29 protein-coding genes and 3 tRNA genes are annotated in these 24,656 nt (G+C 58.6%); 17 read left to right on the top strand and 15 right to left on the bottom strand.

What is annotated here, in order from left to right:
* Positions 1-40: 40 nt before the first annotated feature.
* The 3 genes from gpt to ACQY1J_RS13805 all read right to left on the bottom strand — a co-directional run bounded on the left by gpt (position 41) and on the right by ACQY1J_RS13805 (position 2,381).
* Positions 41-538, bottom strand: coding sequence for a xanthine phosphoribosyltransferase (gene gpt / locus ACQY1J_RS13815; protein ID WP_092662062.1), 498 nt, complete (start codon positions 536-538; stop codon positions 41-43).
* 94 nt (positions 539-632) lie between these two features.
* A complete protein-coding gene (locus ACQY1J_RS13810; RefSeq protein ID WP_062457648.1) occupies positions 633-1,472 on the bottom strand; it encodes a universal stress protein in 840 nt (279 codons plus the stop codon).
* A gap of 120 nt (positions 1,473-1,592) precedes the next feature.
* Positions 1,593-2,381, bottom strand: a complete 789-nt coding sequence (locus ACQY1J_RS13805; protein ID WP_430250126.1) for a competence/damage-inducible protein A — start codon at positions 2,379-2,381, stop codon at positions 1,593-1,595.
* Positions 2,382-2,665: 284 nt separating this feature from the next.
* On the opposite strand from ACQY1J_RS13805, the gene wrbA reads away from it, so the two are divergent.
* The 6 genes from wrbA to ACQY1J_RS13775 all read left to right on the top strand — a co-directional run bounded on the left by wrbA (position 2,666) and on the right by ACQY1J_RS13775 (position 7,660).
* On the top strand, positions 2,666-3,265 hold the full coding sequence (gene wrbA / locus ACQY1J_RS13800; protein WP_062581387.1) for an NAD(P)H:quinone oxidoreductase type IV: 600 nt from the start codon (positions 2,666-2,668) through the stop codon (positions 3,263-3,265).
* Between the two features lie 121 nt (positions 3,266-3,386).
* Positions 3,387-3,472: transfer RNA gene (locus ACQY1J_RS13795), tRNA-Leu, on the top strand.
* A 74-nt stretch (positions 3,473-3,546) separates the two neighbouring features.
* Positions 3,547-4,446 (top strand): alpha/beta hydrolase, encoded by a 900-nt coding sequence (locus ACQY1J_RS13790; protein WP_430250124.1) that lies wholly within the window; start codon positions 3,547-3,549, stop codon positions 4,444-4,446.
* A 158-nt stretch (positions 4,447-4,604) separates the two neighbouring features.
* Positions 4,605-5,855, top strand: a complete 1,251-nt coding sequence (gene ilvA, locus ACQY1J_RS13785) for a threonine ammonia-lyase (protein WP_425503222.1) — start codon at positions 4,605-4,607, stop codon at positions 5,853-5,855.
* Between the two features lie 68 nt (positions 5,856-5,923).
* Entirely contained in the window at positions 5,924-6,244 is a 321-nt protein-coding gene (locus tag ACQY1J_RS13780; RefSeq protein ID WP_430250122.1) for an HlyU family transcriptional regulator, read from the top strand.
* Positions 6,245-6,373: 129 nt separating this feature from the next.
* The gene (locus ACQY1J_RS13775) at positions 6,374-7,660 is read left to right on the top strand and encodes a GGDEF domain-containing protein (RefSeq protein ID WP_174196768.1); all 1,287 of its coding nucleotides are present in this window, start codon (positions 6,374-6,376) and stop codon (positions 7,658-7,660) included.
* A gap of 2 nt (positions 7,661-7,662) precedes the next feature.
* On the opposite strand, the gene ACQY1J_RS13770 is transcribed toward ACQY1J_RS13775, so the two are convergent.
* Complete coding sequence (locus tag ACQY1J_RS13770) at positions 7,663-8,280, bottom strand: FMN-dependent NADH-azoreductase (RefSeq protein WP_430250121.1); 618 nt, start codon at positions 8,278-8,280, stop codon at positions 7,663-7,665.
* A 134-nt stretch (positions 8,281-8,414) separates the two neighbouring features.
* Between ACQY1J_RS13770 and ACQY1J_RS13765 the strand changes: the two genes are divergently transcribed.
* Positions 8,415-9,383, top strand: coding sequence for a LysR family transcriptional regulator (locus ACQY1J_RS13765; RefSeq protein ID WP_062457631.1), 969 nt, complete (start codon positions 8,415-8,417; stop codon positions 9,381-9,383).
* Positions 9,384-9,418: 35 nt separating this feature from the next.
* Here the strand turns inward: ACQY1J_RS13765 and ACQY1J_RS13760 are convergent, their stop codons facing one another.
* Positions 9,419-11,419 (bottom strand): bifunctional 2',3'-cyclic-nucleotide 2'-phosphodiesterase/3'-nucleotidase, encoded by a 2,001-nt coding sequence (locus ACQY1J_RS13760; protein ID WP_430250120.1) that lies wholly within the window; start codon positions 11,417-11,419, stop codon positions 9,419-9,421.
* Between the two features lie 272 nt (positions 11,420-11,691).
* On the opposite strand from ACQY1J_RS13760, the gene ACQY1J_RS13755 reads away from it, so the two are divergent.
* A complete protein-coding gene (locus ACQY1J_RS13755; RefSeq protein WP_062580312.1) occupies positions 11,692-12,393 on the top strand; it encodes a PadR family transcriptional regulator in 702 nt (233 codons plus the stop codon).
* Positions 12,394-12,403: 10 nt separating this feature from the next.
* Here the strand turns inward: ACQY1J_RS13755 and ACQY1J_RS13750 are convergent, their stop codons facing one another.
* From ACQY1J_RS13750 to ACQY1J_RS13730, 5 genes are all read right to left on the bottom strand, one after another.
* Entirely contained in the window at positions 12,404-12,868 is a 465-nt protein-coding gene (locus ACQY1J_RS13750; RefSeq protein ID WP_092662080.1) for a DUF1203 domain-containing protein, read from the bottom strand.
* Between the two features lie 70 nt (positions 12,869-12,938).
* On the bottom strand, positions 12,939-13,496 hold the full coding sequence (locus tag ACQY1J_RS13745; protein ID WP_430250119.1) for a GNAT family N-acetyltransferase: 558 nt from the start codon (positions 13,494-13,496) through the stop codon (positions 12,939-12,941).
* Positions 13,497-13,498: 2 nt separating this feature from the next.
* The gene (gene sseA / locus ACQY1J_RS13740) at positions 13,499-14,380 is read right to left on the bottom strand and encodes a 3-mercaptopyruvate sulfurtransferase (protein ID WP_430250118.1); all 882 of its coding nucleotides are present in this window, start codon (positions 14,378-14,380) and stop codon (positions 13,499-13,501) included.
* 66 nt (positions 14,381-14,446) lie between these two features.
* The gene (locus tag ACQY1J_RS13735; RefSeq protein ID WP_430250116.1) at positions 14,447-15,184 is read right to left on the bottom strand and encodes an alanyl-tRNA editing protein; all 738 of its coding nucleotides are present in this window, start codon (positions 15,182-15,184) and stop codon (positions 14,447-14,449) included.
* Between the two features lie 24 nt (positions 15,185-15,208).
* On the bottom strand, positions 15,209-16,246 hold the full coding sequence (locus ACQY1J_RS13730; protein WP_430250114.1) for a cysteine synthase A: 1,038 nt from the start codon (positions 16,244-16,246) through the stop codon (positions 15,209-15,211).
* Between ACQY1J_RS13730 and ACQY1J_RS13725 the strand changes: the two genes are divergently transcribed.
* Positions 16,245-16,514 carry a hypothetical protein gene (locus ACQY1J_RS13725; protein ID WP_430250112.1) on the top strand — a complete coding sequence of 90 codons (270 nt, stop codon included), beginning with the start codon at positions 16,245-16,247 and terminating at the stop codon, positions 16,512-16,514. The genes ACQY1J_RS13730 and ACQY1J_RS13725 overlap by 2 nt on opposite strands.
* Positions 16,515-16,646: 132 nt before the next feature.
* Complete coding sequence (locus tag ACQY1J_RS13720) at positions 16,647-17,198, top strand: cupin domain-containing protein (protein WP_430243719.1); 552 nt, start codon at positions 16,647-16,649, stop codon at positions 17,196-17,198.
* A gap of 83 nt (positions 17,199-17,281) precedes the next feature.
* On the opposite strand, the gene ACQY1J_RS13715 is transcribed toward ACQY1J_RS13720, so the two are convergent.
* A complete protein-coding gene (locus ACQY1J_RS13715; protein ID WP_062457603.1) occupies positions 17,282-17,524 on the bottom strand; it encodes a DUF982 domain-containing protein in 243 nt (80 codons plus the stop codon).
* 329 nt (positions 17,525-17,853) lie between these two features.
* On the opposite strand from ACQY1J_RS13715, the gene ACQY1J_RS13710 reads away from it, so the two are divergent.
* The gene (locus tag ACQY1J_RS13710) at positions 17,854-18,138 is read left to right on the top strand and encodes a hypothetical protein (RefSeq protein WP_430250110.1); all 285 of its coding nucleotides are present in this window, start codon (positions 17,854-17,856) and stop codon (positions 18,136-18,138) included.
* 230 nt (positions 18,139-18,368) lie between these two features.
* On the opposite strand, the gene ACQY1J_RS13705 is transcribed toward ACQY1J_RS13710, so the two are convergent.
* Positions 18,369-18,443 (bottom strand) — tRNA-Asn (locus ACQY1J_RS13705).
* A gap of 181 nt (positions 18,444-18,624) precedes the next feature.
* Between ACQY1J_RS13705 and ACQY1J_RS13700 the strand changes: the two genes are divergently transcribed.
* Entirely contained in the window at positions 18,625-18,888 is a 264-nt protein-coding gene (locus ACQY1J_RS13700; protein WP_062457597.1) for a PGPGW domain-containing protein, read from the top strand.
* Between the two features lie 63 nt (positions 18,889-18,951).
* Here the strand turns inward: ACQY1J_RS13700 and ACQY1J_RS13695 are convergent, their stop codons facing one another.
* Positions 18,952-19,593, bottom strand: coding sequence for an exopolysaccharide biosynthesis protein (locus tag ACQY1J_RS13695; protein WP_062580325.1), 642 nt, complete (start codon positions 19,591-19,593; stop codon positions 18,952-18,954).
* An 807-nt stretch (positions 19,594-20,400) separates the two neighbouring features.
* Complete coding sequence (locus tag ACQY1J_RS13690) at positions 20,401-20,577, bottom strand: hypothetical protein (protein ID WP_192086661.1); 177 nt, start codon at positions 20,575-20,577, stop codon at positions 20,401-20,403.
* Between the two features lie 308 nt (positions 20,578-20,885).
* Here ACQY1J_RS13690 and ACQY1J_RS13685 point away from each other — a divergent pair, with 308 nt between their 5' ends.
* Both ACQY1J_RS13685 and ACQY1J_RS13680 read left to right on the top strand, forming a co-directional pair.
* Positions 20,886-21,581 (top strand): hypothetical protein, encoded by a 696-nt coding sequence (locus ACQY1J_RS13685; protein ID WP_430250108.1) that lies wholly within the window; start codon positions 20,886-20,888, stop codon positions 21,579-21,581.
* A 139-nt stretch (positions 21,582-21,720) separates the two neighbouring features.
* The gene (locus tag ACQY1J_RS13680; RefSeq protein WP_062580327.1) at positions 21,721-21,909 is read left to right on the top strand and encodes a hypothetical protein; all 189 of its coding nucleotides are present in this window, start codon (positions 21,721-21,723) and stop codon (positions 21,907-21,909) included.
* Positions 21,910-22,103: 194 nt separating this feature from the next.
* Here ACQY1J_RS13680 and ACQY1J_RS13675 read toward each other — a convergent pair.
* Positions 22,104-22,177, bottom strand: a tRNA-Cys gene (locus ACQY1J_RS13675).
* Between the two features lie 308 nt (positions 22,178-22,485).
* Between ACQY1J_RS13675 and ACQY1J_RS13670 the strand changes: the two genes are divergently transcribed.
* From ACQY1J_RS13670 to ACQY1J_RS13660, 3 genes are all read left to right on the top strand, one after another.
* A complete protein-coding gene (locus tag ACQY1J_RS13670) occupies positions 22,486-22,683 on the top strand; it encodes a hypothetical protein (RefSeq protein ID WP_062457584.1) in 198 nt (65 codons plus the stop codon).
* Positions 22,684-22,815: 132 nt separating this feature from the next.
* Positions 22,816-23,463, top strand: coding sequence for a protein-L-isoaspartate O-methyltransferase family protein (locus tag ACQY1J_RS13665; protein ID WP_184655165.1), 648 nt, complete (start codon positions 22,816-22,818; stop codon positions 23,461-23,463).
* A gap of 241 nt (positions 23,464-23,704) precedes the next feature.
* Positions 23,705-24,655, top strand: a complete 951-nt coding sequence (locus tag ACQY1J_RS13660; RefSeq protein ID WP_082471943.1) for a DUF2497 domain-containing protein — start codon at positions 23,705-23,707, stop codon at positions 24,653-24,655.
* Position 24,656 lies beyond the last annotated feature (1 nt).

The raw sequence follows: 24,656 nt of genomic DNA, 5'->3' as shown, positions 1-24,656 counted from the left end.
GACCGGCACGGGTGGGCCGGTCTGGATGTCGTATGGCAATTCAGCCCTTGTGGCCCTTGGCGATCGGCTCCTGGTAGGTGAAGCCCATATCCCAGGGGAAATAGATCCACGTATCCTGGCTGACCTCGGTCACGAACGTATCGATCATCGGCACGCCCGACGGCTTTGCATAGACGCAGCCGAAATGCGCCTTTGGCAGCATGGCACGCACCTCGGAGGCTGTCTTGCCGGTGTCGGTCAGGTCGTCGATCACGAGTATGCCAAGCCCACCGTCTTCGCAGAGCTCGGGCGAAATCCCTTTCAGAAGGTTCATCTCACCCTGGTTGACGTAGTCGTGGTAGGACGCGATGCAGACGGTCTCGATCAGGCGGATGTTCAGCTCGCGCGAAATAATCGCCGCCGGCACAAGGCCGCCGCGCGTGATGCAGACGATCGCTCTGAACTCCTGACCCAAACCGGCGAGACGCCACGCCAGCGCGCGCGCATCACGGTGGAACTGGTCCCAGGAGACGGGGAAAGCTTTTTCGGGAAGAGACATTGGAGAGCCTTGGCTTAGATCTGCTTTGGCTCTCGCTAATAGCGGGAAACGGATGTTTCTGGCAAGGTGGGTAGGACGACTTCGGTCCGACCCTTCATCGCGACAGAAGCGTCAGCGCGGTCATTGAATCCAGAACGCTGCGTGTCGTCCCTCCGAACAGCATTTCCCACCAGCGGGAATGGCCGTAGCCACCCATGACCAGCAGATCGATACTGTCGTCCAAAAGCCGGTTTTCGATGGCCTTGGCTGGCGTCTCGCGGCTACCGATCCGCGTGGTGACAGTGACGTTGACGCCATGTCGCGCAAGACTTGTGGCAATCTCGGTTCCCGCAAACTCGGCCGTCTGGTCGCCGCGCTCCGGCGGGTCGACGACGAGCACTTCCACACTTGCGGCGGTCTTGAGGAAGGGCAGGGCGTCGAAGGTCGCGCGGGCCGCTTCCTTGGAACCGTTCCAACCGATCAGAACACGCTCGATCGGCTTGAAGGCGGTCATCCGGTGGGGAACGAGCAACATCGGGCGACCGCTCTCGAACAGGAATGTTTCGAGATCGGCCCGGTGATCCGAATGCGAAGGGTCGCTCTGGCTTGCAATGATGAGGTCCGCGGTCCGGGCAGTCTCCATCACCGAACTCGCGCCATATCCGGCAGAGGAGACGAAACTGCGCCATTCGCGCGACAGTCCCTCACGCGTGGACACCGTGTTGAAGATGTCGGCGACCATGGCCGTTTCCTTCTGAGCAACCTCCTGCAGGACCTGGACCGCTGCGGGATCGGGGATCTCCATTGGCGCAATCAACGGCACGGCGGCAAGCGTCTCGGCATGCACGCCAATTAGGTGGGCGGAAAACGTTTCAGCCAGGGCCGCGCCAAAATCCGCCATTTGCCGGGCGTTCTGCGGAATGTCGAGGACAGCAAGAATGGTTTTGTAAGCCATGGCGTCATCTCCCTTGTTGACCGGCGCCGGGGAGCCGAAATCCGGTCTCTAATTGTTACGTGATGCCCAGATCGGGCTTGGTCGATCGACTTGGGGAAGGCCAGCTCGCGCAGGTCTCTCTCAGGCGTCCGCCGTCGGGTTGTCGGCAATCCGGGTGCCGTCGATATTGGCAATCATGTCCGCGACAGCCTGCGCGGCCGCGTCCAGAACCTGCGGATCGCGGGCGCGGACCACCAGCTCGGTTGAAAAGCGCTTGCCGTCGTATTTCGGATAAGAGCCGATGCTGGTCTCCGGATGCGCCTTCTGCACAGCCGCAAGCGGGGTCCCGATATCGCCCTCGCCATAGGGGCAGGCAATTGCGCGCGACAGCACTTTCGAGCCCGATTTGAGCGTCGGCAGAACATTGTCCATCATCGCCTGGAACACCTGCGGTACACCGGCCATCACGTGGACATTGCCGATGACGAAGCCGGGTGCCGTCGAAACCGGATTGGCAATATGCGTGGCACCCTGCGGCATCCGCGCCATGCGTTGGCGGGCCTCGGTGAATTCCATTTCGCGGCGCTTGTACATCTCGGCGAGCAACCGCATCGCTTCCGGGTCGTGAATGCAGGGCACTTCGAATGCTTTTGAGACTGCATCCGCTGTGATGTCGTCATGGGTCGGGCCGATGCCGCCGGATGTGAAGACGTAATCGTAGCGGGCACGCAAAGTGTTCAGAGACTCAACGATCGCGTCTTCTTCGTCCGCAACGATGCGCACTTCCTTCAGGTCGATGCCTGAAAGCGTCAGCAGGTCGGCGAGGTGGCCGATATTCTTGTCCTTGGTCCGGCCGGAAAGAAGCTCGTCGCCGATGGCGAGCATCGCCGCGCTGACGAGGGTAGGTGAGGATGACAGGGTATCGGACATGGAGGCGCTCGCTTTCTCATTGCACGGGAACGTTAGCGCGCGCCGGGAAACGATTGCAATCGTTCAATCCAAAAACTGACGTGCGAATGAAACGACAAGCATTCGATCGCGTTCAGCAATTGTGGACAGTCCGTGCAGAGATCGCCCTCTGGCCGGTGCTGTGACACTGCGCTAGCTAAGCCTCGAGGCCTGTTAACGGAAAGCGTCCTGCTTGCCATGATCGTGACGTGGTCCGTCGCCGCCTTGCGATCATCATTCCAGCACCTGCAAAGGAATCGAAAACAATGACAAAAGTACTGGTTCTCTACTATTCCTCGTACGGCCATATCGAGACGATGGCGTATGCTGTCGCCGAAGGCGCTCGCTCGGCCGGTGCCGAAGTGACCGTCAAGCGCGTTCCGGAACTGGTTCCTGAAGAGGTTGCCAAGGCATCGCACTTCAAGCTTGATCAGAAGGCTCCGATCGCCACGCCCGACGAGCTCGCCGAATACGATGCGATCATCGTCGGTGCCGGTACCCGTTACGGTTCGGTTGCCTCGCAGATGCGCAATTTCTGGGATCAGACCGGTGGCCTGTGGTTCGCTGGCAAGCTGATCGGCAAGGTCGGCTCCGTGTTCACCTCGTCGGCCACCCAACATGGCGGCCAGGAATCGACGATTCTCGGCTTCATCCCGACCTTCCTTCACCAGGGCATGGCCGTGGTTGGTTTGCCTTACTCCTTCCAGGGCCAGATGGGCACGGAAGAAGTGATGGGTGGCTCGCCTTACGGCGCCACGACCATCACCAACGGCGACGGCTCGCGCCAGCCTTCCGAGATCGAACTCGAAGGCGCACGCTTCCAGGGCGCCCATGTTGCAAAGACTGCAGCCAAGCTCTGCGCCTGATCTGCCCACTTCAAGTGAAAAGCGCGGGGCCTCGGCTCCGCGCTTTTTTGTTGCGCGCCTGCCGCCGCCTGCAATTTCCGTCCTTGACGTCGAAGGCGAACTTCACGAAACAGGAACCCAGGCGGACGTGGCGAAATTGGTAGACGCAGCAGACTTAAAATCTGCCGACCTCAGGTCTTACGGGTTCGACCCCCGTCGTCCGCACCATCATTCTTAACCTTTCCAAATTGAATTGATCTCCTTGCCCTCTACTTCCATCAGGAGCGGTAGGAGAAAAACGTATGCTCAGGGCAATTTTGATCGTTGTGGCCGGTCTATTCGTCAGCGCGAATGCATTCGCGGCTGGCGTCGTAAAGGAAGGCCAGGTGATGGCGAGCCGGATCCTTGGCAAGAATGTCGAGTTTACGCTCTATCTTCCTCCAGGCTACGGATCCGACGAACGGCGATACCCGGTCATCTATCTGATGCACGGTGGTGGCGATGGAAAGAATCAGGACTGGTACCGGTATGGGAACGCCAACCTGATCTTCGACAAACTGATCGAAAGCGGCGAAGTGCCGCCCTTCATCGCCGTGACGCCTGAGGGTCGGCGGGACGAGGAAAACAAGTTCAACACCTATTATATGAACGATGCCGACGGAAAATATCTGTGGCAGGATATGTTCGTGAAGGAATTCATTCCGCACGTTGAGGGCTCGTTCCCGGTGATCGCAGGCAAGAAGTCGCGCGGCATTCTGGGCCTTTCCATGGGTGGTTATGCAGCCATGGCCTACGCGCTGAAATATCCGGATCTGTTTGCCGGTGCTGCAGCGCTGAGTGCTGCGTTCAGAACCGATCAGCAGATTGTAGCGATGGATCAGGCAGGCTATGACCGTCGGTACGGCAAGGCTTGGGGTGAGGGGTTGAGAGGCACGGATCGGCTGAACCAGCCTTACTACGCCAACAGCGTTCTCGATCTCGTCGACAAGACGCCTCCAGACGCAATCCGCAAAACCGAACTCTTCATCGATTGCGGATCGTCCGACAGCTTTTTGGTGGGCAATGCGGAACTGACGGTAAAGCTGCAGAAGCTCGGCGTGCCGCACCGCTTCATGGCGCGTGAAGGTGGCCACGACTGGACCTATTGGCGCTCGGGTCTGCCGGAAGCGACCCGGTTCATCGGCAAACTCCTGCATCAATAGTGCCGCGCAGAGTGCGTCGCCATTACCCGAAGATCCGGGGCATCGATGTTTTTGTTCCCAAAAACGCGCACAGAACGGAAAGTCTGCAAAACGGGCTTGGTCTTGTTACGGCACGTGTGGCATAGCGGGTGAAATCGTGAAGAATTGGGATGTTTAGCGTGACGAAGCTCGGTGTTGACGAAGCAAAAGCCGCAATGCGGACGATCTTTCCGGAGACGCCGCTTCAGCTCAACGAACATCTGAGCCGTAAATACGGCGCAGAGATTTGGCTGAAGCGCGAGGACCTGTCTCCGGTCCGCTCCTACAAAATCCGCGGCGCCTTCAACTTTCTTCGCAAGGCGATCGCCGACGGGGCAAAGGATCGCACCTTCGTCTGTGCATCGGCAGGCAATCACGCTCAGGGCTTTGCCTTCGTGTGCCGGCATTTCGAAGTGCCGGGCGTCGTCTTCATGCCGGTAACGACGCCGCAGCAGAAGATCGACAAGACGCGGATCTTCGGCGGCCAGTACATCACCATCAAGCTCGTCGGCGACATCTTTGACCAGTGCTATGCCGCGGCACGCGCCCATGTGGAGGAGACCGGTGGCATGATGGTGCCACCGTTCGATGCGGCTCATATCATCGAGGGGCAGGCGACAGTCGCTGCTGAAATCCTCGAGCAACTGCCGGAAGGCGCAACGCCTGATCTCGTCATCATGCCGGTCGGCGGTGGTGGGCTTGCGTCAGGACTGAGCGGCTATCTTTCCGACGTGGTGGCGAAGGAAAACTTTATTTTCACCGAGCCGACAGGTGCCCCGAGCCTGAAAACCAGCCTCCAGACCGGGTCGCTCGTCACACTCCCGAAGGTCGACAACTTCGTGGATGGCGCTGCGGTTGCGCGGATCGGCGAACTGAATTTCGAGATGCTGAAGGGATTTTCTCCCGATCAGGTTCTGCTCGTTCCCGAAAACGCGATCTGCGTGACGCTCACGGAGATGCTCAACCTCGAAGGCTTTGTGCTGGAGCCCGCCGGTGCTCTGTCGATCACCGCGCTCGAGATGCTCGGCCGCGAGAAGCTGGCCGGAAAGCGGGTAGTCTGCATCGTTTCCGGCGGCAACTTCGATTTCGAACGCCTTCCGGACGTCAAGGAACGGGCGATGCGCTATGCGGGGTTGAAGAAATACTTCATCCTGCGCCTTCCGCAGCGTCCGGGCGCCCTGCGAGACTTTCTCAATCTTCTCGGTCCGGAAGACGATATCGCTCGTTTCGAATACCTGAAGAAGTCGGCCCGCAACTTTGGCTCGATCCTCATCGGCATTGAAACAACCGAGTCCGGAAACTTTGCCGGTCTGCACGAGCGCTTCGAGGCGGCGGGGCTTGGTTACGAGGACATCACCGAAAACGAGATCCTTGCCAACCTGATCATCTGATTTTGTCGAAATCGCACCGGAATGGTCTTCGGATTCCGCCGGTGCCGAGCAAAGGGTAGCACTCATCCATGGCTTCGTTTCTTTCCTCTCTTCTTTCGATGTTTTCCGGCCCGAAATCCGAAACAGCGCCCGCACGGGAAGCCGAGCCGCAGATGCATGGCGAATGCCGCATCTATCCTGCACCGATCAAGGAAGGCAGCCAGTTCCGGCTTGCCGGCCGCATCGAAAAAGATGTCGCCGGCGAAACACTCGTCCGCACTTTCGTGCGGGCAGACATGTTCACCTCTGCGGAGGACGCATCCGAATATGCCGTTCGCAAGGCACAGCAGATCATTGATCAGAACGGCGCCTTGCTGTTCTCGGATGGCGCCGTTTCGCGCTCTGCCTGATTGTTCGTCCGTCCCGCGAGATCCTCTATTGCGCCGCAGCAATTTACCGGCATAACTGGTGTTGCGATTATCCAACAAAGTCATGGCTTTGGGATGTGAACGCGAGGTCCGCCAGGCTTAAAAGGCGTGATGATGCAGGTTTTGAACCTCTTTCTGTTCGTTGCAGAAGCGATCGTCTATTTCACGATCATGGCCGCCTTCCTGCATTTCAGGCGCCAGCTTGGCCTTGGCGTGTTCTTGGCTGCGCTCGGTGTGATGCACTTCATGGAGACCTACCTCGCGGCGGTCTTCTATGTCGAACTGCCGTTCGGGCTGGTATCGCCCGGATCGTCCGTCTTCTTTGCGGGCAAGCTGATGATGATCCTCCTCTTGTACTTGAAAGAGGATGCCTCGACGGTGCGCCAACCCATCTACGGACTGTTTCTCGGCAATCTCCTGACGGTTCTCATCGCGCAGATCCTGCAGGCGCATCCGGTCGTCACCCTTCCCGCCGGACGACCTGCCGACATGGTCTTTCTCAACGAGATGGGCTCACTCATGGTATGGGGCACGGCGCTGCTCTATATCGACGCCATCGCCATCATTCTTCTCTATGAGCGTTTCGGCCGGATCTTCAGGCGCCATATCATCCTGCGCTTTGCCGTCAGCGGTGCGATCGTTCTAAGCTTTGACCAGCTTGCCTTCTATTCCGGACTGCGATTGCTGTTCGACGCGCCGCTATCGGTCCTGTTCGGCGGTTGGTACGCCAAAATGCTCGCGGTGATCATCTATTCCGTGCTGCTGCTCGCCTATCTCAAGGTCGAACAGATTCCGAGGCTTGCCTTGTCGCGGCGCGAAATTGCCGACATTTTTCACGATCTGACGTTTCGCGAGCGGTATCAGGCACTGCTTGCCACAAGCGGCGTCGATCGGTTGACTGGCGTTTTCGATCGCAACCGGCTGGAAGCCGATGCGCCGGCGATGATCAAGCAAAGTATCGATATGCGGCAGCAGCTCAGTCTCGTGATCATCGACGCAGACCGGTTCAAGGACGTGAACGATCTCTTCGGTCACATGAAGGGGGACGAGGTGCTCAAGGACGTGGCAGCGCAGCTCAAGGCCCGAACGCGGCCGCGCGATCATCTCTCGCGGTTCGGCGGCGAGGAGTTTGTGCTGATCCTGCCGAACACGAACCACGAAGGAGCCTTGGCGCTCTCCGAGCGGCTTCGCCAGGATATCTGCGCGTCTGTCATCAGGCCGGATGGCAAGTGCATCACCGTGTCGATCGGAGTGGCGACCACGTCTGACGATGGCGACACATTCGCGACACTGTTCGGCGTTGCGGACCAACGCCTCTATCACGCAAAGAAAGACGGCCGGGACAATGTCCACGGCCGTCAGGGGCGTCTCGTCTCACCAACCGGTGTGGACGTCTAGGATCAGGCCGCCAGTGCAAGCTGCTGCGTGCGATCCTGTGCGGCGGCAATCGCCTTCTCATACGCTTCCGGACCGAATGCGGTACCTTCAATGTAGATCACTTCGACATCCCTCATGCCCATGAAGCCAAGAACCGTCTTGAGGTAAGGAACGGCGTGGTTCATCGCCATGGCCGGGCCTTCCGAATAGATGCCGGCGGCCGACAGAACCACATAGACCTTCTTGCCGGTCGCAAGTCCCTGCGGACCTTCGGCTGTGTAGCGGAACGTCATGCCGGCGCGGGCAACGTTGTCGATCCAGCTTTTCAGCGTCGAATAGATATTGAAATTGATCAGGCCCGTGGCAAGCACGACCGTATCGGCGGCGAGCAACTCGGCGACGAGTTCATCGGACAGTTTCGCTGCTGCCGCTTCCTCGGAATTGCGAGCGTCTGCGGGCTTGCGGATCGCAGATGTGGTCACGGTGTCGAGATGGGCGATCGGGTTCTGACCCAAATCACGGGTCACAACAGTCGCGCCTGGATGCTGGACCTTCAGCTTGTCGACAAATTCCGTAGCAATCTTTGTCGACAGCGATTCGTTGCCGCGAGGGCTGGATGTAACGAGAAGGATGGATGGCATTGCTTTGTTTCCTATGAATTTCTCGACGGTGGGAGACTGGAGGTCGCCTGTCTGAGAAGACAAATAGGAGTAGACGGCAATCGATGGAATGGGGATAATGTCGAAGCTTTCCATCTAAAATCTGGATAGGTCACATGGACGCGAATCCCACCCTCGATCAGCTGCAGGTCTTCATCGCAGTTGCCGAAAGCGGCAGTTTTTCGGCCGCCTCACGCCTGCTGAACCGGGCTCAGTCGGTTGTCAGCTACACGATTGCCAACCTCGAGACGCAGCTCGAGATTCAATTGTTCGACCGGGCCGGGGCGCGTCAGCCAAAACTGACCGAGGCCGGGCGGGCGATGCTGATGGATGCGCGGCGAATTGTTGCCGACCTGCAGATCATGCGGTCTCGGGCAAAGAGCATCACTCAGGGATTGGAAGCCGAGATCACGCTGGCCGTCAGCGTGATGGTGCCGGCCGACGCGGTGGTCAGCCAGCTACGCGAATTCCGAGAGAAATTTCCAAGTGTCGCCCTCAACCTCAGCGTCGGGGAACTCGGCATGGTGATGGGCCAGGTCATCAGTGGACGGGCCGGCATCGGCATCGGTGGCGCTCTCCTTAAGCAGGACGATTCGCTGATTGCCGAAAGGATCGGTCATTCCTACCTCTTGCCGGTCGCAGCGCCTGACCATCCACTGGTGAAGCTCAACCGCACACTCACCCTCGCCGACGTGCGCGACGAGACGCAACTGGTCGTGACCGACGCGTCAGGCCTTACCGCAGGGCGTAACTTCAACGTCCTGTCCTACAAGATCTGGCGCATCAGTGACATCGCCACCAAGTATCAGCTGATCAAGGGTGGGCTTGGTTGGGGTGGGCTTCCGGCGTCCCTGGTGCTCGATGACATCCGCAACGGCGATCTGGTCGCGTTGGATATCGACGCGTACGAGCAGGGGCAATATCCGATCTACGCCTTGCGAAAGGCATCCAATCCGCCCGGACCCGCGGGACAGTGGTTGATCGAATCGTTTGCAGCCAAGCTGTCCTCATGTCCAAACCATGATGACCTTCCCGAACTCCTGAAGCAGGAGCCGGAAAGGACGTATTGGCAGGCTGCCGAATAACACGCCTCCTCGGCCGGACGACTGGATGGGGCGCCTCAGAGAACCAGTCTGAACTTCGCGAAACCGTTCTCGCCGTCGCCGGCCTCCTCGATCTTCGTCCCCTTCAGGCTGCCGGCAAACTGGCGCGCCTTGGGTCCGGTCTCGAACAGGGCCGTGGATCCGGGCTGCGCCTTGAACGACCAGTTGTCGTCGGCCGAAGGATTGATCGTCCCTTGATCGATGATGTAGCGAACAACGACGTCGCGGTTGGTGTCGGGGGCGACGAAAATGACCTTGTCGCTGGCGATCTCCGGAAACTTGCCCCCACCGCCGGCACGGTAGTTATTGGTGACGACGACAAACTTCTGCGCCGGATCGATCGGCTTGCCGTCAAACTTCAGGTCGACGATACGGTGAGCATTCTCGTCCAGTACCTTTCCGTCCTTGTCGAAGCGCGACGGCTGGGACAGGTCGATCTGGTAGGTCACGCCATCGATCACGTCGAAATTGTAGGACGGGAAACCGGCGTTGAGCAGCGGAACATCCTTTGATCCCGGTTTGACCTGGTTGAACATGCCAGCCGACATTTCCAGCCAGTTCTTGACCTGCGCGCCCGATATCAGCACGGCCTGAACCGTGTTGGGATAGAGATAGAGATCCGCGACATTCTTGATGGCGATGTCGCCGGTCGGGACGTCGGTGAAGTAATCCGCACCGCCGCGACCGCCGGCCTTGAAGGGAGCGGCAGCGGACAGCACCGGGAGGTCCTTGTACTCGCCTTCCTTCAGCATGTCCTTGATGTACCAGGTCTGCGCATTTGAGACGATCTGCACCGACGGATCATCCGCGACCAGCGCGAAGTAGGAATAGAGCGGCGCAGATGTCTTGCCGACCGGGCGGCGGATATAGGCAAGCGTCGCCTCGTGTTCCGGCTTGATGGCCGCGGTGACCTCAGGCTTGTCCTTGACGTCGGCAACGATCTTGCGATTTTCGTCGCGGTGATAGATCGGTCTGACTTCCGAGGTGGAATCGACGATCTTCCAGCCGCTGCCATCCTTTTCGATCAACAGGTCGATCAGACCCATATGGGAGCCCCAGAACCCGGCCATGACGGCGGGCTTGCCCATCAGCGTGCCTTTCTTGGCATCAGCGCCGGCAATGCCCTCGAAATCCTTTGGACCCGGGAAAACCAGATGCTGGTGACCGGTGAAGATCGCATCGATACCCTCGATCCCTGCGAGATAAAGAGACGCGTTTTCCATCCGATCGCTCTGGCCGGAACCATCGATGCCGGAATGAGAGAGGGCGATGACGATGTCGGCGCCTTCCTCCTTCATGACGGGCACCCAGGCCTTGGCAGCATCGACGATATCGCGCGTCTGCGCCTTGCCCTCAAGATTCTTGCTATCCCAGGTCATGATCTGTGGCGGCACGAAGCCGATGAAGCCGACCTTGATCGGGGTCAACTGGCCGGAACCGTCGCGGATCTGCTTTTCGATGATCACGTAGGGTTTGAAGAAGAGATCGTCGTCCTTGGCACTGGAGGCAAGCTGGCCCTTGGTCAGGTTGGCGCAGACATGCGGGAAGCCGGATCCTGCAAGAACCTTGAACAGGAAATCGAGGCCGTAGTTGAATTCGTGGTTTCCAAGCGTGCCGACGTCATATCCCAGCACGTTCATCGCAGTGATCACGGGATGCTTGTCGCCCTCCTTCATGCCACGCTCATAGGCGATGTAGTCCCCGAGCGGATTGCCCTGCAGGAAGTCGCCGTTGTCGATCAGCATCGAATTTCCGGCTTCGGCTCGAATCGAATCGATGAGCGAGGCGGTACGGGCCAGTCCAAGTGTGTCGTTCGGCTTGTCGGCATAATAATCATAAGGGAAGACATGCACGTGGATGTCTGTCGTCTCCATCAGCCGCAGATGCGCCTGGTTGGCGGCCGCGCGTGCCGCAAACGGGTGGAGCATGACCAGCGCCGATGTGGCCGCAATGCCACCGAGAAGGGATCGGCGCGAGACCGCATGATTTTCGAAAAGGTCTTTGGTGAAAAGCGACATCTAATATCTCCCTCCGGATCACTGATGGAGGCGAGCTTAGGCACAATCGCCCACGGACGCATCCCTAAAATGACGGTCGGCGAAAGTTCGGTGACTGCCGGGTAACGACGCGACGGTCAATCCGGATCGGCCGCACCGCGCGCCGCAGATAGCTCGAAAAAAATCCGCCACAAAAATCAAACGGATATGACTTAGATATATCTGGCAGCTTGCAGTATTGCGGAAATGTGCTAGCTTTAGATATATCGAAAGATACTCTAAAGGAGAGTAAGATGTTTCAACGATTTGAAACCCACAGAAGCTGCAACGCCGATCGCTCGGGCTTCGAGGGACTATTTACCATGCGGGGCGGTCCGTTCAGCAAAGGCTTTGCGGGTAGGGGTTTTGGCGGAAAAGGCGGGCCGGGCGGTGGTCGTGGCTTCGGCGACGATGGCGAGGGACGTATCGGTCGCTTTCTGATGCAGGGCGATCTCAGACTGGTCGTCCTGGCCTTGATCGAGAAAGAAGCCCGCCACGGCTACGAGATCATAAAACATATCGAAGATATGACGTATGGTTTTTACGCACCCAGCCCCGGCGTCATCTATCCGACGCTGACCTATCTTGAGGAAGCCGGCTACGTGACGGCTGAAGCGGATGGCAACAAGAAGCGTTACACCATCACTGACGAGGGCCGTGCGCATCTCGATGAGAACCGCAGTTTCGCAACGACCATCCTCGAGCGCTTGTCCGAGCTGGCTGAAAAGATCAAGCAGAAGCAGGAACGGCACGAACACCACCGCGATCACGACAGGGGGCCACATCATGACCGCGGCCCGGCTCTGCCGCGCAGTGTGGAAGCGGCGCTTCTCAACCTGAGAGAAGTGTCGGCTCGCAGGATCGAACAAAACGACAAGGCTGCGGGCGATCTCGTGCGGCAGCTCCTCGATTTTGCCGAAAAGCTGGAGCGGGACGGCGGAGACCCGCAGGCATAAGGGGCTCCTGCTAAGCCGCGTCAATCCGGCACTGGAAACAGTTGTTGCGGGCCGAGCGAACGTGGACATAGGCGATATCGGCGCGTTGAAGCAGGTCTTCGGCGCGCCGCATGATTTCGGACGTCGGGGTCACCGCACCCGTGCCGTAGACGATCCTGTTATCTTCTGCATAACCCCGGACGATGTAATCCGGACTGACCAGAATCGGCGGTAGAACCTCTTCCGCGATAAACCGTGGGCAGGGCGTCTTATGCAGGAAGATGGGACCGGTTTCGGCATAGGGCTGCGTTGTCGGAAACGGTCGATAGGCAAGAACGAACAGGCTTTCGCCCGCGTCGATATTCCTGAGGCAATGGCGGCAGGGATATCCGGGACCATCCGAGATCATGGTCTCCGGTTGGTGCCCGTAGGAATCGCTGCCTCCGTTCCATAGATGCTCTGCGTGGTCACCCGGGATCGCGTTGAAGATTGGCATGGTCGTCTCCTTTTCTAGTCATAGGAGATGACCCGTCGGGCTTTGAAGCGCCACCCGATCCTTGCGCGAGCTAGCTGTCCAGCACCTTCACCAGTTCCGCGCTGGTCATCGGCACGATCTCGGCCTCGTATGTCGAGACGGGCGAAAAACCCATCATCTGGTAGAGCTGCAGCGCCCGGGGATGGTCGAGCGAATTGGTGGTGACGGTGACCTTCTCCGGGTTGTTCTGCCACGCAGAATAAAGAGCCTGCGTCAGGAACCACTTGCCGATGCCGAGCCCGAGGGCCCGCTCGAACAGGCCGAAATAGGACAGCTCTACGACGTTGTCGTCAGTAGAGTTCAGCTCGTAGAATCCGGCTGGCGATCCGTCGACCAGAAGGATCGTGATCGAACAGCGCGGGTTGTGGATCGCGGCCGCAAGCTCGGCGTCGGACAACCGCAGCCTATCGTACCAGTGCCAGCGTTTGCCGACTTGCCGGTATAGGTACCGGTAGAAATGCAACGGCACTTCGGTGGTGCGTATGATGGCGGTTTGAATGTTGGCCGGAATCGGCATGCTTGTCTTGGGCGCGGCCGTCATTTCCAGAACGGTGACGCGCGCCTTCAGCGGTACGGGCTTTTTCGCCATCGTTACGCCTGCGACGAGATTGCAGGGGTAGGCTTAGCCGGTCCTGTCTCGATCGGCGTGTCCGAGCGTCCGCCCCATTCCGTCCAAGACCCGTCATAAAGCGCGTTGTCCTCATGCCCGAGCGATTCCAGCGCAAGCGTGATGATCGCAGCGGTAATGCCCGAACCGCAGCTCGTCACGACCGGGCGCCCCAAATCGATTCCCGCGGCTTCGATAGCCTGGCGCAGTTCGGGTATCGTCTTCAGCTTGCCGTTTGTCGAAAAGCTGCTGGAGGGAGCGTTGACCGCACCCGGCATATGACCGGAGCGCATGCCAGCGCGGGGTTCCGGCTCTGTGCCGGTAAAGCGTCCGGCCGGCCGTGCATCCGCAATCTGGCTTGTACGATCGCTGACGATCGACATCATCTGATGGTAGTCGATGACCTTGTCGAGGCGAAGCTCCGCATCGAAATTGGACGCAACCGGCGAGGGGATCTCGGTTTCGAGCGCTCGCCCTTCCGCTTTCCAGCCATCGAGGCCACCGTCCAGGATAAACACCTGTTTCGCACCCATAATGCGGAACAGCCACCAGCCGCGCGGCGAAGAAAAGATGCCCGGGCCGTCGTAGATGACGATGACGTCATTCTCGCTGATGCCGAGCTTGCCGACAGCATCGGCAAACACATCGGGCGAGGGCACCATATGCGGGAGACCGGTGGAATGATCCGCGACTTTGTCGTGATCGAAACGCACGGCACCGGGAATATGCCCTGCCGCATATTCGGTATCTGCATCGCGGTTGTGGGCAGGCAGGTAGAAGGAGGCGTCGACGATTCTCAAATCCGGGCTTCCGAGCTCGTTTTCGAGCCACTCGGACGAAACGACGAAACGGCTGGTGTCGCTCATGTCAAAACTCCTACCTTGATAAAACGCGGTATTCGGTGAGAAACCGGTCCGGACAAACGAGTGTCTTCAGGCATCCGTGGCGATATCGCCGAACCGGATCCGGAAGCGACGGTTTTCCTTGCCCTTTTTCTCGATTTTGGAAATGTGGATAGCGCCCACTTCCCCGGTGTTTGCAACATGTGTGCCGCCGCACGGCTGGCTGTCAACGCTCGAATCCTCGCCGATGCAGACAAGGCTGACGCGCCCGAGCCCGACCGGCGGCCGGACGTTCTTCGATTTGACGATGCCAGGGTTGGCCGCCAGTTCCGCGTCGGTGATCCATTGCAGGTAGACCGGATGGTTCTGCGTGACGAGATCCATCAAGCCGGCGGTCACCTCATCCTTGTCGATGACGGCGGTCATGTCGAAATCGACACGCGATTCGTCTTCGCCAACTGCGGCACCGGTGATCGGGTAGGAGCAGACGACCGACAGCAGGTGGCAGGCCGTATGCATCCGCATCAGCTTGTGCCGTCTGTCCCAGTCGACATGCATGACAACAGTTTCGCCGACCGTCGGCCGCGGTTCGCCTTCCAGCGGAACGTGGACGACGATGTCCTTCGTCTCGCCGTGCCGTGTCTGGCCAAGCTTGATCCTGGTTCCGTCGGCGCGCTCCAGACTGCCGGTATCACCAGGTTGCCCCCCAGATGTCACATAGAAGCAGGTGCGGTCGAATTCGATGCCGCCATCCTCGTGGATCGCGGTAACCACCGCCTCCAGTGTCGAGAGATAGAAGTCGTCGCGATAGAGGAGTTCAGTTGCCATCGGTTCTGTTCTCTGCGGTCGGTTTCAGACGGTTTCGAACGGAATATCGATCTTGGTCTTCTTCGTGAGCCAGCCCGGAACCGGCAGGCCCTTGGACTGCAGGAAATCCGGGTTGAAGAGTTTGGACTGATAGCGGTTGCCGTAGTCGCAAAGGATCGTCACGATCGTATGGCCGGGGCCGAGATCCTTTGCCAGGCGCATCGCGCCCGCGATGTTGATGCCGGAAGAGCCGCCGAGGCAAAGCCCCTCGTTCTCAATCAGATCGAACACGATCGGCAGCGCTTCAGCGTCCGAAATGCGATAGGAATAGTCAGGCGCAAACCCTTCGAGATTGGCGGTGATACGTCCCTGACCGATGCCCTCGGTGATCGAACTTCCCTCGGATTTCATCTCGCCGTGCGCATAAAATTCGTAGAGTGCGGCACCTTCCGGATCCGCGATGCCGATCTTGACGGCGGGGTTAAGCGCCCGCAACGCCATGGCTGTACCGACCAGCGTACCGCCGGAGCCGACTGCGCAGACGAAGCCGTCCACCTTGCCGCCCGTCTGTTCGAAGATCTCGGGGCCCGTCATCTCGATATGGGCCTGCCGGTTGGCAACATTGTCGAACTGGTTTGCCCAGATCGCGCCCGCAGGTTCCGTCTTGGCAAGCTGCTCGGCAAGGCGACCGGAAACCTTCACATAGTTGTTCGGGTTCTTGTAGGGAACGGCTGGTACTTCCACGAGCTCGGCGCCCATCAGTCTCAGCGCGTCCTTCTTCTCCTGGCTCTGGGTCTCCGGAATGACGATGACGGTTCGATACCCCAATGCCTTTGCGACCAGGGTCAGACCGATACCGGTATTGCCGGCGGTCCCTTCGACGATCACTCCGCCCGGCTTCAGAAGCCCCTTCTTCTCGGCATCTCTAATGATATAGAGCGCTGCGCGATCCTTGACCGACTGACCGGGATTGAGAAATTCGGCCTTGCCGAGGATTTCGCATCCGGTTGCATCGGATGCAGCCGCCAGCCTGATGAGCGGCGTATTGCCGATGAGGTCGAGAACAGAAGATTGTATTGCCATGAGAAATGCCTTCTTTTTCAAGGATCATGTAATCAGGCTGCATTCGGCGGGCAAGGCATCCGCGCCAAGAAAATCCTTTCCGCGCATCGCGCGCGATGGGATCGCCCCGCATACCGAGGACTGTCATCTACCGGACAATACCGGCAGGTTTATCGACATGGCTCGGATGCAACTGTATAATACATCCTTCGCCCTGCACTACGCAGAGTGGAGCGCTCGGTTTTGGTTTCAGACGATTCGACCTGATGGCATTGATTGCGAGAACTGAATTTCGTTCACGCCAACGATTGCGGCTTAGTTTATGCATCTGAATATTGAGAGAGTCGATTTTCTGATCTCGCAATACGTAGCCGGCTCTCTGCCAAAGGCAGCCCACGTCTTGTTAGGTTCCCATCTGCAGATGCAGAAACCCAATGCCCAGCTTGTCGATGCCCTTCAGCGACTGGCCGGCGATGGGTTGGAAGACATGACCTGCGATGAGACGTTGTCCCGTGAATTTCGAGACAGGGCCATCAGCGATATTGTCAGATCGGACCCACCGACATGGAGCGTGTTGCCACCGGAGCAAGGTTCCCAGTTGCCGGCCCTGTTGCGGGATTATACGGGGAAAGACCTGACTTCTATTCCGTGGCGGCGCAAGCTGCCGGGACTGCGCGAGCATATTATCGAGCGGTCGCCCGACGTGGAAGCAAGTCTTCTCTGGGCCCGTCCTGGGAGGGCACTTCCAAACCATGGCCACAACGGTCTCGAACTCACGCTGGTGATCGAAGGCGAATTCCACGATCACCGCGGAAACTTCACGCAGGGCGACATATCGGTCGCTGACGAGACGCTCGATCACCGGCCGATCGTTGGTGATTCGGGGCCGTGCGTCTGCTTTTCCGTCCTGTTCGCACCGATCGCTCTCAGCGGATCGCCGATCCAGCTCATGGGCGATATGATCGGACTTTAAAGCCGAACACTGTCATCGAATGGTTGGTTCGCGGTCAACCATTCGTCAATCGGCCAGAACTGAAAACGCAGCAGTCAGACCAATCAGTTTACGTGCATTTGCGCTTCGCTCACGGCCTGCTCGAAAAACTGTCGTGCGTCCTCCGGCGAACGACGGCCGTCGAGGGCAGCCCGGCAGGCACTGCGCGCCCGCACGAAATGCGGACCCCGAAGATCCGGCCAGTGGTCCAGTAGCAGGATGAGGGCCTCGGATGGCCCATTGATTACCTCGGTCCCAAGATTCCCAAACGCGACTTTGACCGGTTTTTGCCAGTTCGGCTGCGGCATAGTTGTCTCCTCCCTAAGTCAACTGTCCTCTACCTCCAGCCTAGCGCAATGTCCCATTAGGACAAGCGGATTTTCCGGGTTCGGATGTGTGTTGGGGGCATTTGGGGCCGGCATCGCCGGGCACTGTGTCCGGGGACGGGTCGTCTTGACACCGCCCCAACGTACGCGATCGAATCAGCCAGTCTCTGCTCACTTCAAGGCACGAGACCAACTGTCGTCACTCGCGACGTCCGCGGCATCTGCCGGCAACAGTCGCGCCGGTTCAGGCGTCTCCGCTGGACGCGGAACTTCGGCCAGATACGCATGTTCTGGTTTCAGGAGGAAAAATAATGGCTAATTACATGGGGTTTATCGTCGTCGCAGGCGGAGCAGCAATGCTTGGGCTCGCACTTGCGTACGGTTCCTACAAGGAGAGCCGACATCGCTCTCTGATTCCGTTGGCCGGCTTGGCAGTTGCGATCGCCGTCGGCGTCGCGGTTAGCATCGGCGTCACGCAGGCTCCGACCGCCAACAGCGTGCCGCCCGATCCGCAGGGCACGCATTACGATACGCCGGCTGCCCCATCCCGCGAAAACGCGCTTCCCGGCACGCCCGCACCCTCGGATCAGAAGTGAAGACGACTTTGAGATGAGCGCGAGCAAACAGAAGACTCACGTTGCAACGTGGCGGATCGCGACCGGCTTGTTTCTTTACCAGTGGAACTGCACGCAACAGCGTTACACATCCCCGAACGCGAAACCGCTCGCGATATCAAGTTGCTTTTTCGATTTGTCAAAATAGGGGAAGTGGAAAAGCGCCTGTCTTCGGATACGGATCAACAAAAACAGGCGCTTATCGCAGAATTTGGCTCCCCGGGCCGGATTCGAACCGGCGACCTGTCGATTAACAGTCGAATGCTCTACCGCTGAGCTACCAGGGAACAACCGCGCTTGCGGTGTGAGCGGGGTAATACAAATGCTTCACGCATTTGCCAAGCGGTTTTTTCAAAAAAATTAGGTCCGGCTTGTTTTATCCCCATGCATCCCCATCTCGCCCCTACAAAAAAGCGTTTAGTTGGAGCCGTATACGTGGTGGAAAAACCTCAAGGCAGGCGGTTTGGAATGGATCCGGGGCAGGGTCGTCTCTTCATCGCAGGGCGGTCCATTCCGATGCCGCGCTCGCGCGTGGCGCGGCTCTGCATCGGAACCGTTCTTATCGTCGGCGGCATTCTGGGCTTCCTGCCGATTCTGGGCTTCTGGATGGTGCCGCTGGGTATCTTGATCCTGTCGCAGGATCTCGCTTTCGTCAGACGTCGTCGTCGTCGCCTGGAAGTCTGGTGGGGTCGCAGGCGCCGCGAGAAACAAGCAGCTTCGCTTCGGAAATGACATGACGTCAACCAGACCGGGAGAAGCTGTTGCCTGGTGCGAGAGCTTCTCCCGGGATGGGTCTTATCCGGCGAGTGACGCCAGGCCCTGGCCGGCGGCGAACGCGCCATAAGCAAGCGCCCCGAAATAGACGATCGTTGCAAGGTTGAAGAAATAACCGCCGAGAACGACGAGACCATCCCGCTGAACCATGCCTGTCGACAGAAGCAGAATAGCAATGCCGGGCAGCGTGTTGGACAGGGGGATGAGGCCGAGCGGAAACATCAGCAGCACACCGGCGAACGTGATTGCGAGGCCATTGACCCTGTTGGCAATGGGCCCGGTCGTGATGCCGGCCATGCGGTGCTTCAGATATTTGTCGAGCCTGGAGACGATTTTCACACCTTTCTCAAGGGTCGGCACCAGCTTTGCGCTGTCGAGTTCCCGATCGAGAATCGCACGAGGAAGCCACGGCATCCGGTTGAGCACTACAGCAATGCTGATCATTATGATGGCCGCGCCGAACACGGTGCTAACACCCGGTATCGAAACGGGCAGCAGAAAGGGGAGGGAAGTGACCGCGCAGATCAGCAGAAGACCCTGTTCACCGACGCCATCCATCAACTGACGCAGCGTCACGGTGCCGCCGTCAATCCGACCGATCAATTTCCTCAGCGTTTCGCTGAGACCTGCCGATGTATCTTCGAATTCCGCGTTATCCTGCAAAGCTGCACCTCTATCATAAGAAATGCAGTCTGAATAACAGCAGAAACAAGCAACTCAAAGGCAACAAAACGAACTCGCGCGACGCGCGGCGCGTCAGTCGACCATCAAGCCGCCTCCAGATGTACCGGTTATCGACACGAGCAACGCGTCGCGATTTCCCGGCAGCGCATGCAATCCACTATTTCGGTTGCGACAAGCGATCGTAGAGGCCGCAGGCCACCACGAGAGCAAGAGTGCACAAGACGAATGGATTCAATGCGGCTACAAAATCGAGATACTGCATAACGGTCTCCTCTTCCCGTTAGCCAAGCCGCCAGATGTCTCCCACACCTGACTTCAGACACTCTAACACGATTTTGATCCGTGAGCGAGAATGTTGATCAGGGCGAGCGTGCGGCTTGTGGGGGACGAGGAGAGCCGTCAGTCAGCGTGTCTCGGTGAGACCGTCAAAACAGGGCAACGAAAAGATGCCCCACATAAATGATGCTGACGAGGGATATAATAGTCGTGAACGCCATGACGGCGTCGGAAGATGAGAGCTTCATATCGAACCATCGCCGTCATGGCGATCCTCTGACAAGGGTATGGCGGCAACATCGCCGTCTGCCTATTTCTAGGACAAATAGTTTAACGCAGCCCTATGGAGGAACGTTAATATCTGGTTACGACCCGATCGTGAAATGTTGTGGCTTGTGTCGATGCTATGAGCGGGGCTCTATCGGCACCCGCGCAGACCCCATATCGCTGCGCGACCACGCGACCACGCGACCACGGGCGCAAGCCTTGTCCGATACGAGTCGTTCAAGTCTAATTGACGTTGTTTGGAAGAGGGGTTTTGGGCTCGTCCGGCTTCTCGCGGCCGGCCGGCAGAAGTTGACCGGACAGTTCCACCAGCGGCGTCTGCGACAATGCCTTGGCTGCCTCCGCAAGCAGTGCGAGTTGCCGCGCAATATCTGCGAGTTGTGTGGCGGGATCATCCTTCAAATCGGCCTCGCTGCGATCATTCCGTGAGGGGCCGGAAATAGTCGCGCCTGCAGAAATGTAAAGGAAATTTGCTAATAGAAGCAATAAATCAACGGCGTAAAGGACTGCTCTACAGTTTTTCGGGTTTGCCGGTTTCTTTGGAAACAGGGGCAGAGCAGAATCTGTCCGCCGTGAAAGACATGGACTACCGGCTTCTCCAGTAGTAGACCGTTTTCATCCAGAATCGGCGCGCACGGCACCGGTCAGCGGGCCGCTAAGCGGTCCACGCCCTCAATCCACACTCGTCGACATGAATTTTGAGAATCGAAATGCTCCCACACCACGCCTACGCTGTTACTTCCCGTCCTTGGTATCTTTTGACACTGGCATTGGTCGGGGCTGCCGTTCTGTTCGCTGTAGACCTTGCGAGTAACGGTTTTACGACAGCACTGACGAAGGAAACCGGCGCGCTCGAGATTTCGACGGCCTTGCTCTACGCCTATACCGCAATGGTGTGGCTGTGGACGCGCACCGGCGACATATGGCGGCGGGACTGGCAGGTTGCGGCCATCATGCTGTTGATGATGGGGCGAGAACTCGACCTCGACAAGCGGCTGACCAGTGTCGGCATGCTCAAGAGCAACCTCTACCTGACGAACATGGCGCAACCTGTCGAGCGCGTCTTTGGCGTTCTGGTGATCCTGTTCGTGGCAACCGTCGCGTTCCGGCTGATCGTTCGCAACGGCCCTGAGCTTCTCTCCGGCGTCAGGTATCGCGCGTCCTGGGCTTGGAACATCATCGCGGCGATCGGTCTTGCCATTGTCTCCAAGTCGATCGATGGGCTGGATCGCAAGCTTGCGCCTTTTGGCGTCATTGTCAGCGATCACACCAATCTTCTGTTGGGTATCGTCGAAGAAGTGCTGGAATTCGGCATTCCGGTCATGTTCCTGGTGGCGACTATAAGCTCCATCGATCTTTCCGCGGCAGCCAGGGGACGCAAGCCGGCCGCGGCGTCTGCTCTCTGACATCATCACGCTTCGCGCCCAATCCTTGAATTCTTGACACAAACCAGCGACCGGTGCCGATAAACGTCCGGTCTCTGGCATCCCGCTTATTGCCTCGAACGCAAAGCGCGGTAGTTGTTCCGGTTCACAGGAGCCGAACATGCAGCCGGAAAATCGCGTCCAACGCTATAAAGACACTATCCAAATCCTTCGTGCGGACATCGAGTGGCTGACCACGAGCGGGTTCAGGACGCAGACGACGTCGAACGAGACCCTCATCGCGGAGTTGGAACTGGCCGCAGAGGCTTATCGTGGCTTGGTCGAAGAACTGGTGCGGCCGGTGGGCTGATCCGGGCAGGCGACAGGTCCAATCGCGGATTGGCGGGAGGCTGGCGGGCGTGAAAGACGATCCGCTGGCGTTCTCGTGCGCCAGTCGCAATACCTAAATAATATCGAGGAATGTGCGCGACCGGTTGCTATCGGACATATCGTGTCGATCGGCTGACGCCGATGCTAACCCATTGCGACATATCAAGAAAGGGATGGAGGCCTCGCCCGGAATTGAACCGGGGTACGAGGATTTGCAGTCCTCTGCGTCACCACTCCGCCACGAGGCCATCCGGTGCTAAAAAAGCGAGTGGTGGCGCCGAATTAGAACGAATCTCCGATAGGTGCAATACCCTTCTGTTCAATCCTCGACGTTTTTATCCACTTCGTCAGCGGCGCCTGTCTGTACCGGTGATGAAGGGCGCCCGCAAAACGCGGCGTCCTCGGAAGATACCCTTGCGGGGGAGGCTGTATGCAGCGTGTTCGCGTCATCTGGCTGTGTTGGTCCTATGGTAAATATTTCACGAATATTCCTCGCGGTCAGGGGAACGGAACCGAGCTCTTCCGACTTTAGTGAGCGAAGCCCAGGGAGTGAAAAATGCTGAACCGATTGATCACCGCACTCTACAGACCCGTCACCGAAGATGATGCGACTGGCACGTTTGCAGATGGAGCCTTTCATCTGAGTGCTGCCGAGCAGTTGGCATTCGATCGCAGCCACAGCCTGCGCAAATCCTACGGACACGATGTCGTCCTCGCCAAGAAGCGAGAGCTTCCGACCCTTATCCTGCACTAAGCAAGAGTTGCACGAGCGCCTGCATCACCGTGTTTTTTCCAATCGATGCGCGCGCTATCTTGAAAGCGCAGCGAGAGGCAAGTAACACGGCTGAAGGATTGGCCGGTACGCCGGCGCTGTGAGGCAGGTGACATGATTGATTTCGAAGCAGCCCGTGTGAAGATGGTCGAGAACCAGATCCGCACGACAGACGTGACGGCACATTCCGTGCTTCAGGCGTTTCTCACGGTACAGCGCGAAAACTTTGTTCCGGCCAAGTCGAAGTCACTGGCCTATATCGACAACGATGTTGAAATCTGTCCCGGTCGCTTCCTGATGGAAGCCTCGCCTCTGGCCAAGCTTTTACAGCTGGCTGCGATCACCAAGTCGGATACGGTGCTCGAGGTCGGCACAGGCAGCGGATACATTTCTGCGCTTCTGTCGCTTCTTGCTAAATCGGTCGTGTCGATCGAATCCGATGAAGCGCTCGCCGAGCAGGCAATCGCCAACCTGGCGGGCGCCCACAACGTGACTGTCGTCACGGGCGACATGGAAAAAGGCGTTGCGAACCAGGGCCCTTACGATGTCATCTTCATTGCCGGCTCGATCGAAGACGTGCCGGTTGAACTCAGTGCGCAGCTGAAGGATGGCGGGCGTCTGGTCGCTGTTCTCGGATACGGAAATGCCGCGCAGGCGACGCTCTTCGTCAAAGAGCAGGGTGCACTGTCAAAAAGCGCCCACTTCAACGCTTCGATCAAACCGTTGCCGGGATTTCGCCGAGCGAAGGATTTCGTATTCTAAAATCGGCTTGCTGACGATTTGCGAAGTTTAGGAAGGGGGCCTTGGCCTCCTTTTTGTTTTTCCAGCGCGATACAAATCTGCAGCGGGGATTCACGTCGGCAACAAATCTGTGTATCGCTAGAGTCGTTGATGCGCCCGTCGTTGTATCGCGAGACGAGGTTCGTAAAGTGAAAACGAATCAGACCTTTGAAAAGAGGTCGTCTGCCGACCTGGCACCCAGTCGGCGAGAACGGGGATGAAAATGGCTCAGCCAAGTGTAGCGCGTGAACCGTCAATGGAAGAGATCCTGGCTTCGATCCGCCGGATCATCGAAAGCAACGAGCCGGTCGGCGAGGGTTCACCAGATCAGGCATCGCGTTCGCCCTATGCGGATGACGATCTGATCGACGATATCGACGATACGGACTTTGCGTCCGATCTTGCCGCTGGCATCGCTGCAAACGACCCGGGCCTTCCTCTTCGTGCCCATTCACCGGCCCCGATGCCGTTCCAGTCGGAACCCTACGCCCCCGCATCCGCAAACGACGCACCCAAGCCTGTTTCCGCATCGACAGTCGACCCTGAGATTTCATCATCGGGTGAGCGCTCGCTCTCGCTTGCCGACGTTGCGGCCCGCGTCCGCGCCGCTTCGGCCCGCCAGCAGGAAAATGCGATGAGCCGCCCGGCACCGGCGCCGCGCCTGTCGATGCCCGCAGCCGAGAAGGCATCCGCTGCAATCTCGGCCTTTGCCGACGTCGCGCTGCGTGACACCATCGCCCCTCTCGAAACAAGGCCTGCGGCAATGGTATCCAAGCCGATCGAGACCCCTATGGCGAAAGACGTCGAGCCTGCAGGACCATCGCCCATTCCAGCGCTGAAGCCGCAACCGGCAGTCGCGCAGCAGCCGGAGATGTCCGAGCCGGTCGAACAGCCGGCACCGAAGGCGCAACCGGCTCAACAGGAAAATCTTCCTGCGATGATCGAGGAGGCCGCTGCAACGCTCCTTTCGGTCGAAGCGGGCGCGCAGGTGACAAAATCGTTCAACGAACTTGCAGCCGTCTTCGATGGTCTCGAGCGTCGCTCTGTCGAGGATATGGCGCAGGAAATGCTGCGTCCGATGCTGCAGGAATGGCTGGACGACAACCTGCCGACACTTGTGGAGCGTCTCGTGCGCGAGGAAATCGAGCGCGTTGCCCGCGGCCCGCGTCGCTAAA

It is taken from the genome of Neorhizobium sp. DAR64860/K0K1, from assembly GCF_050500205.1.
Classification (GTDB): Bacteria; Pseudomonadota; Alphaproteobacteria; order Rhizobiales; family Rhizobiaceae; genus Neorhizobium; species Neorhizobium soli.
This window is presented reverse-complemented; position numbering and strand designations above follow the sequence as displayed.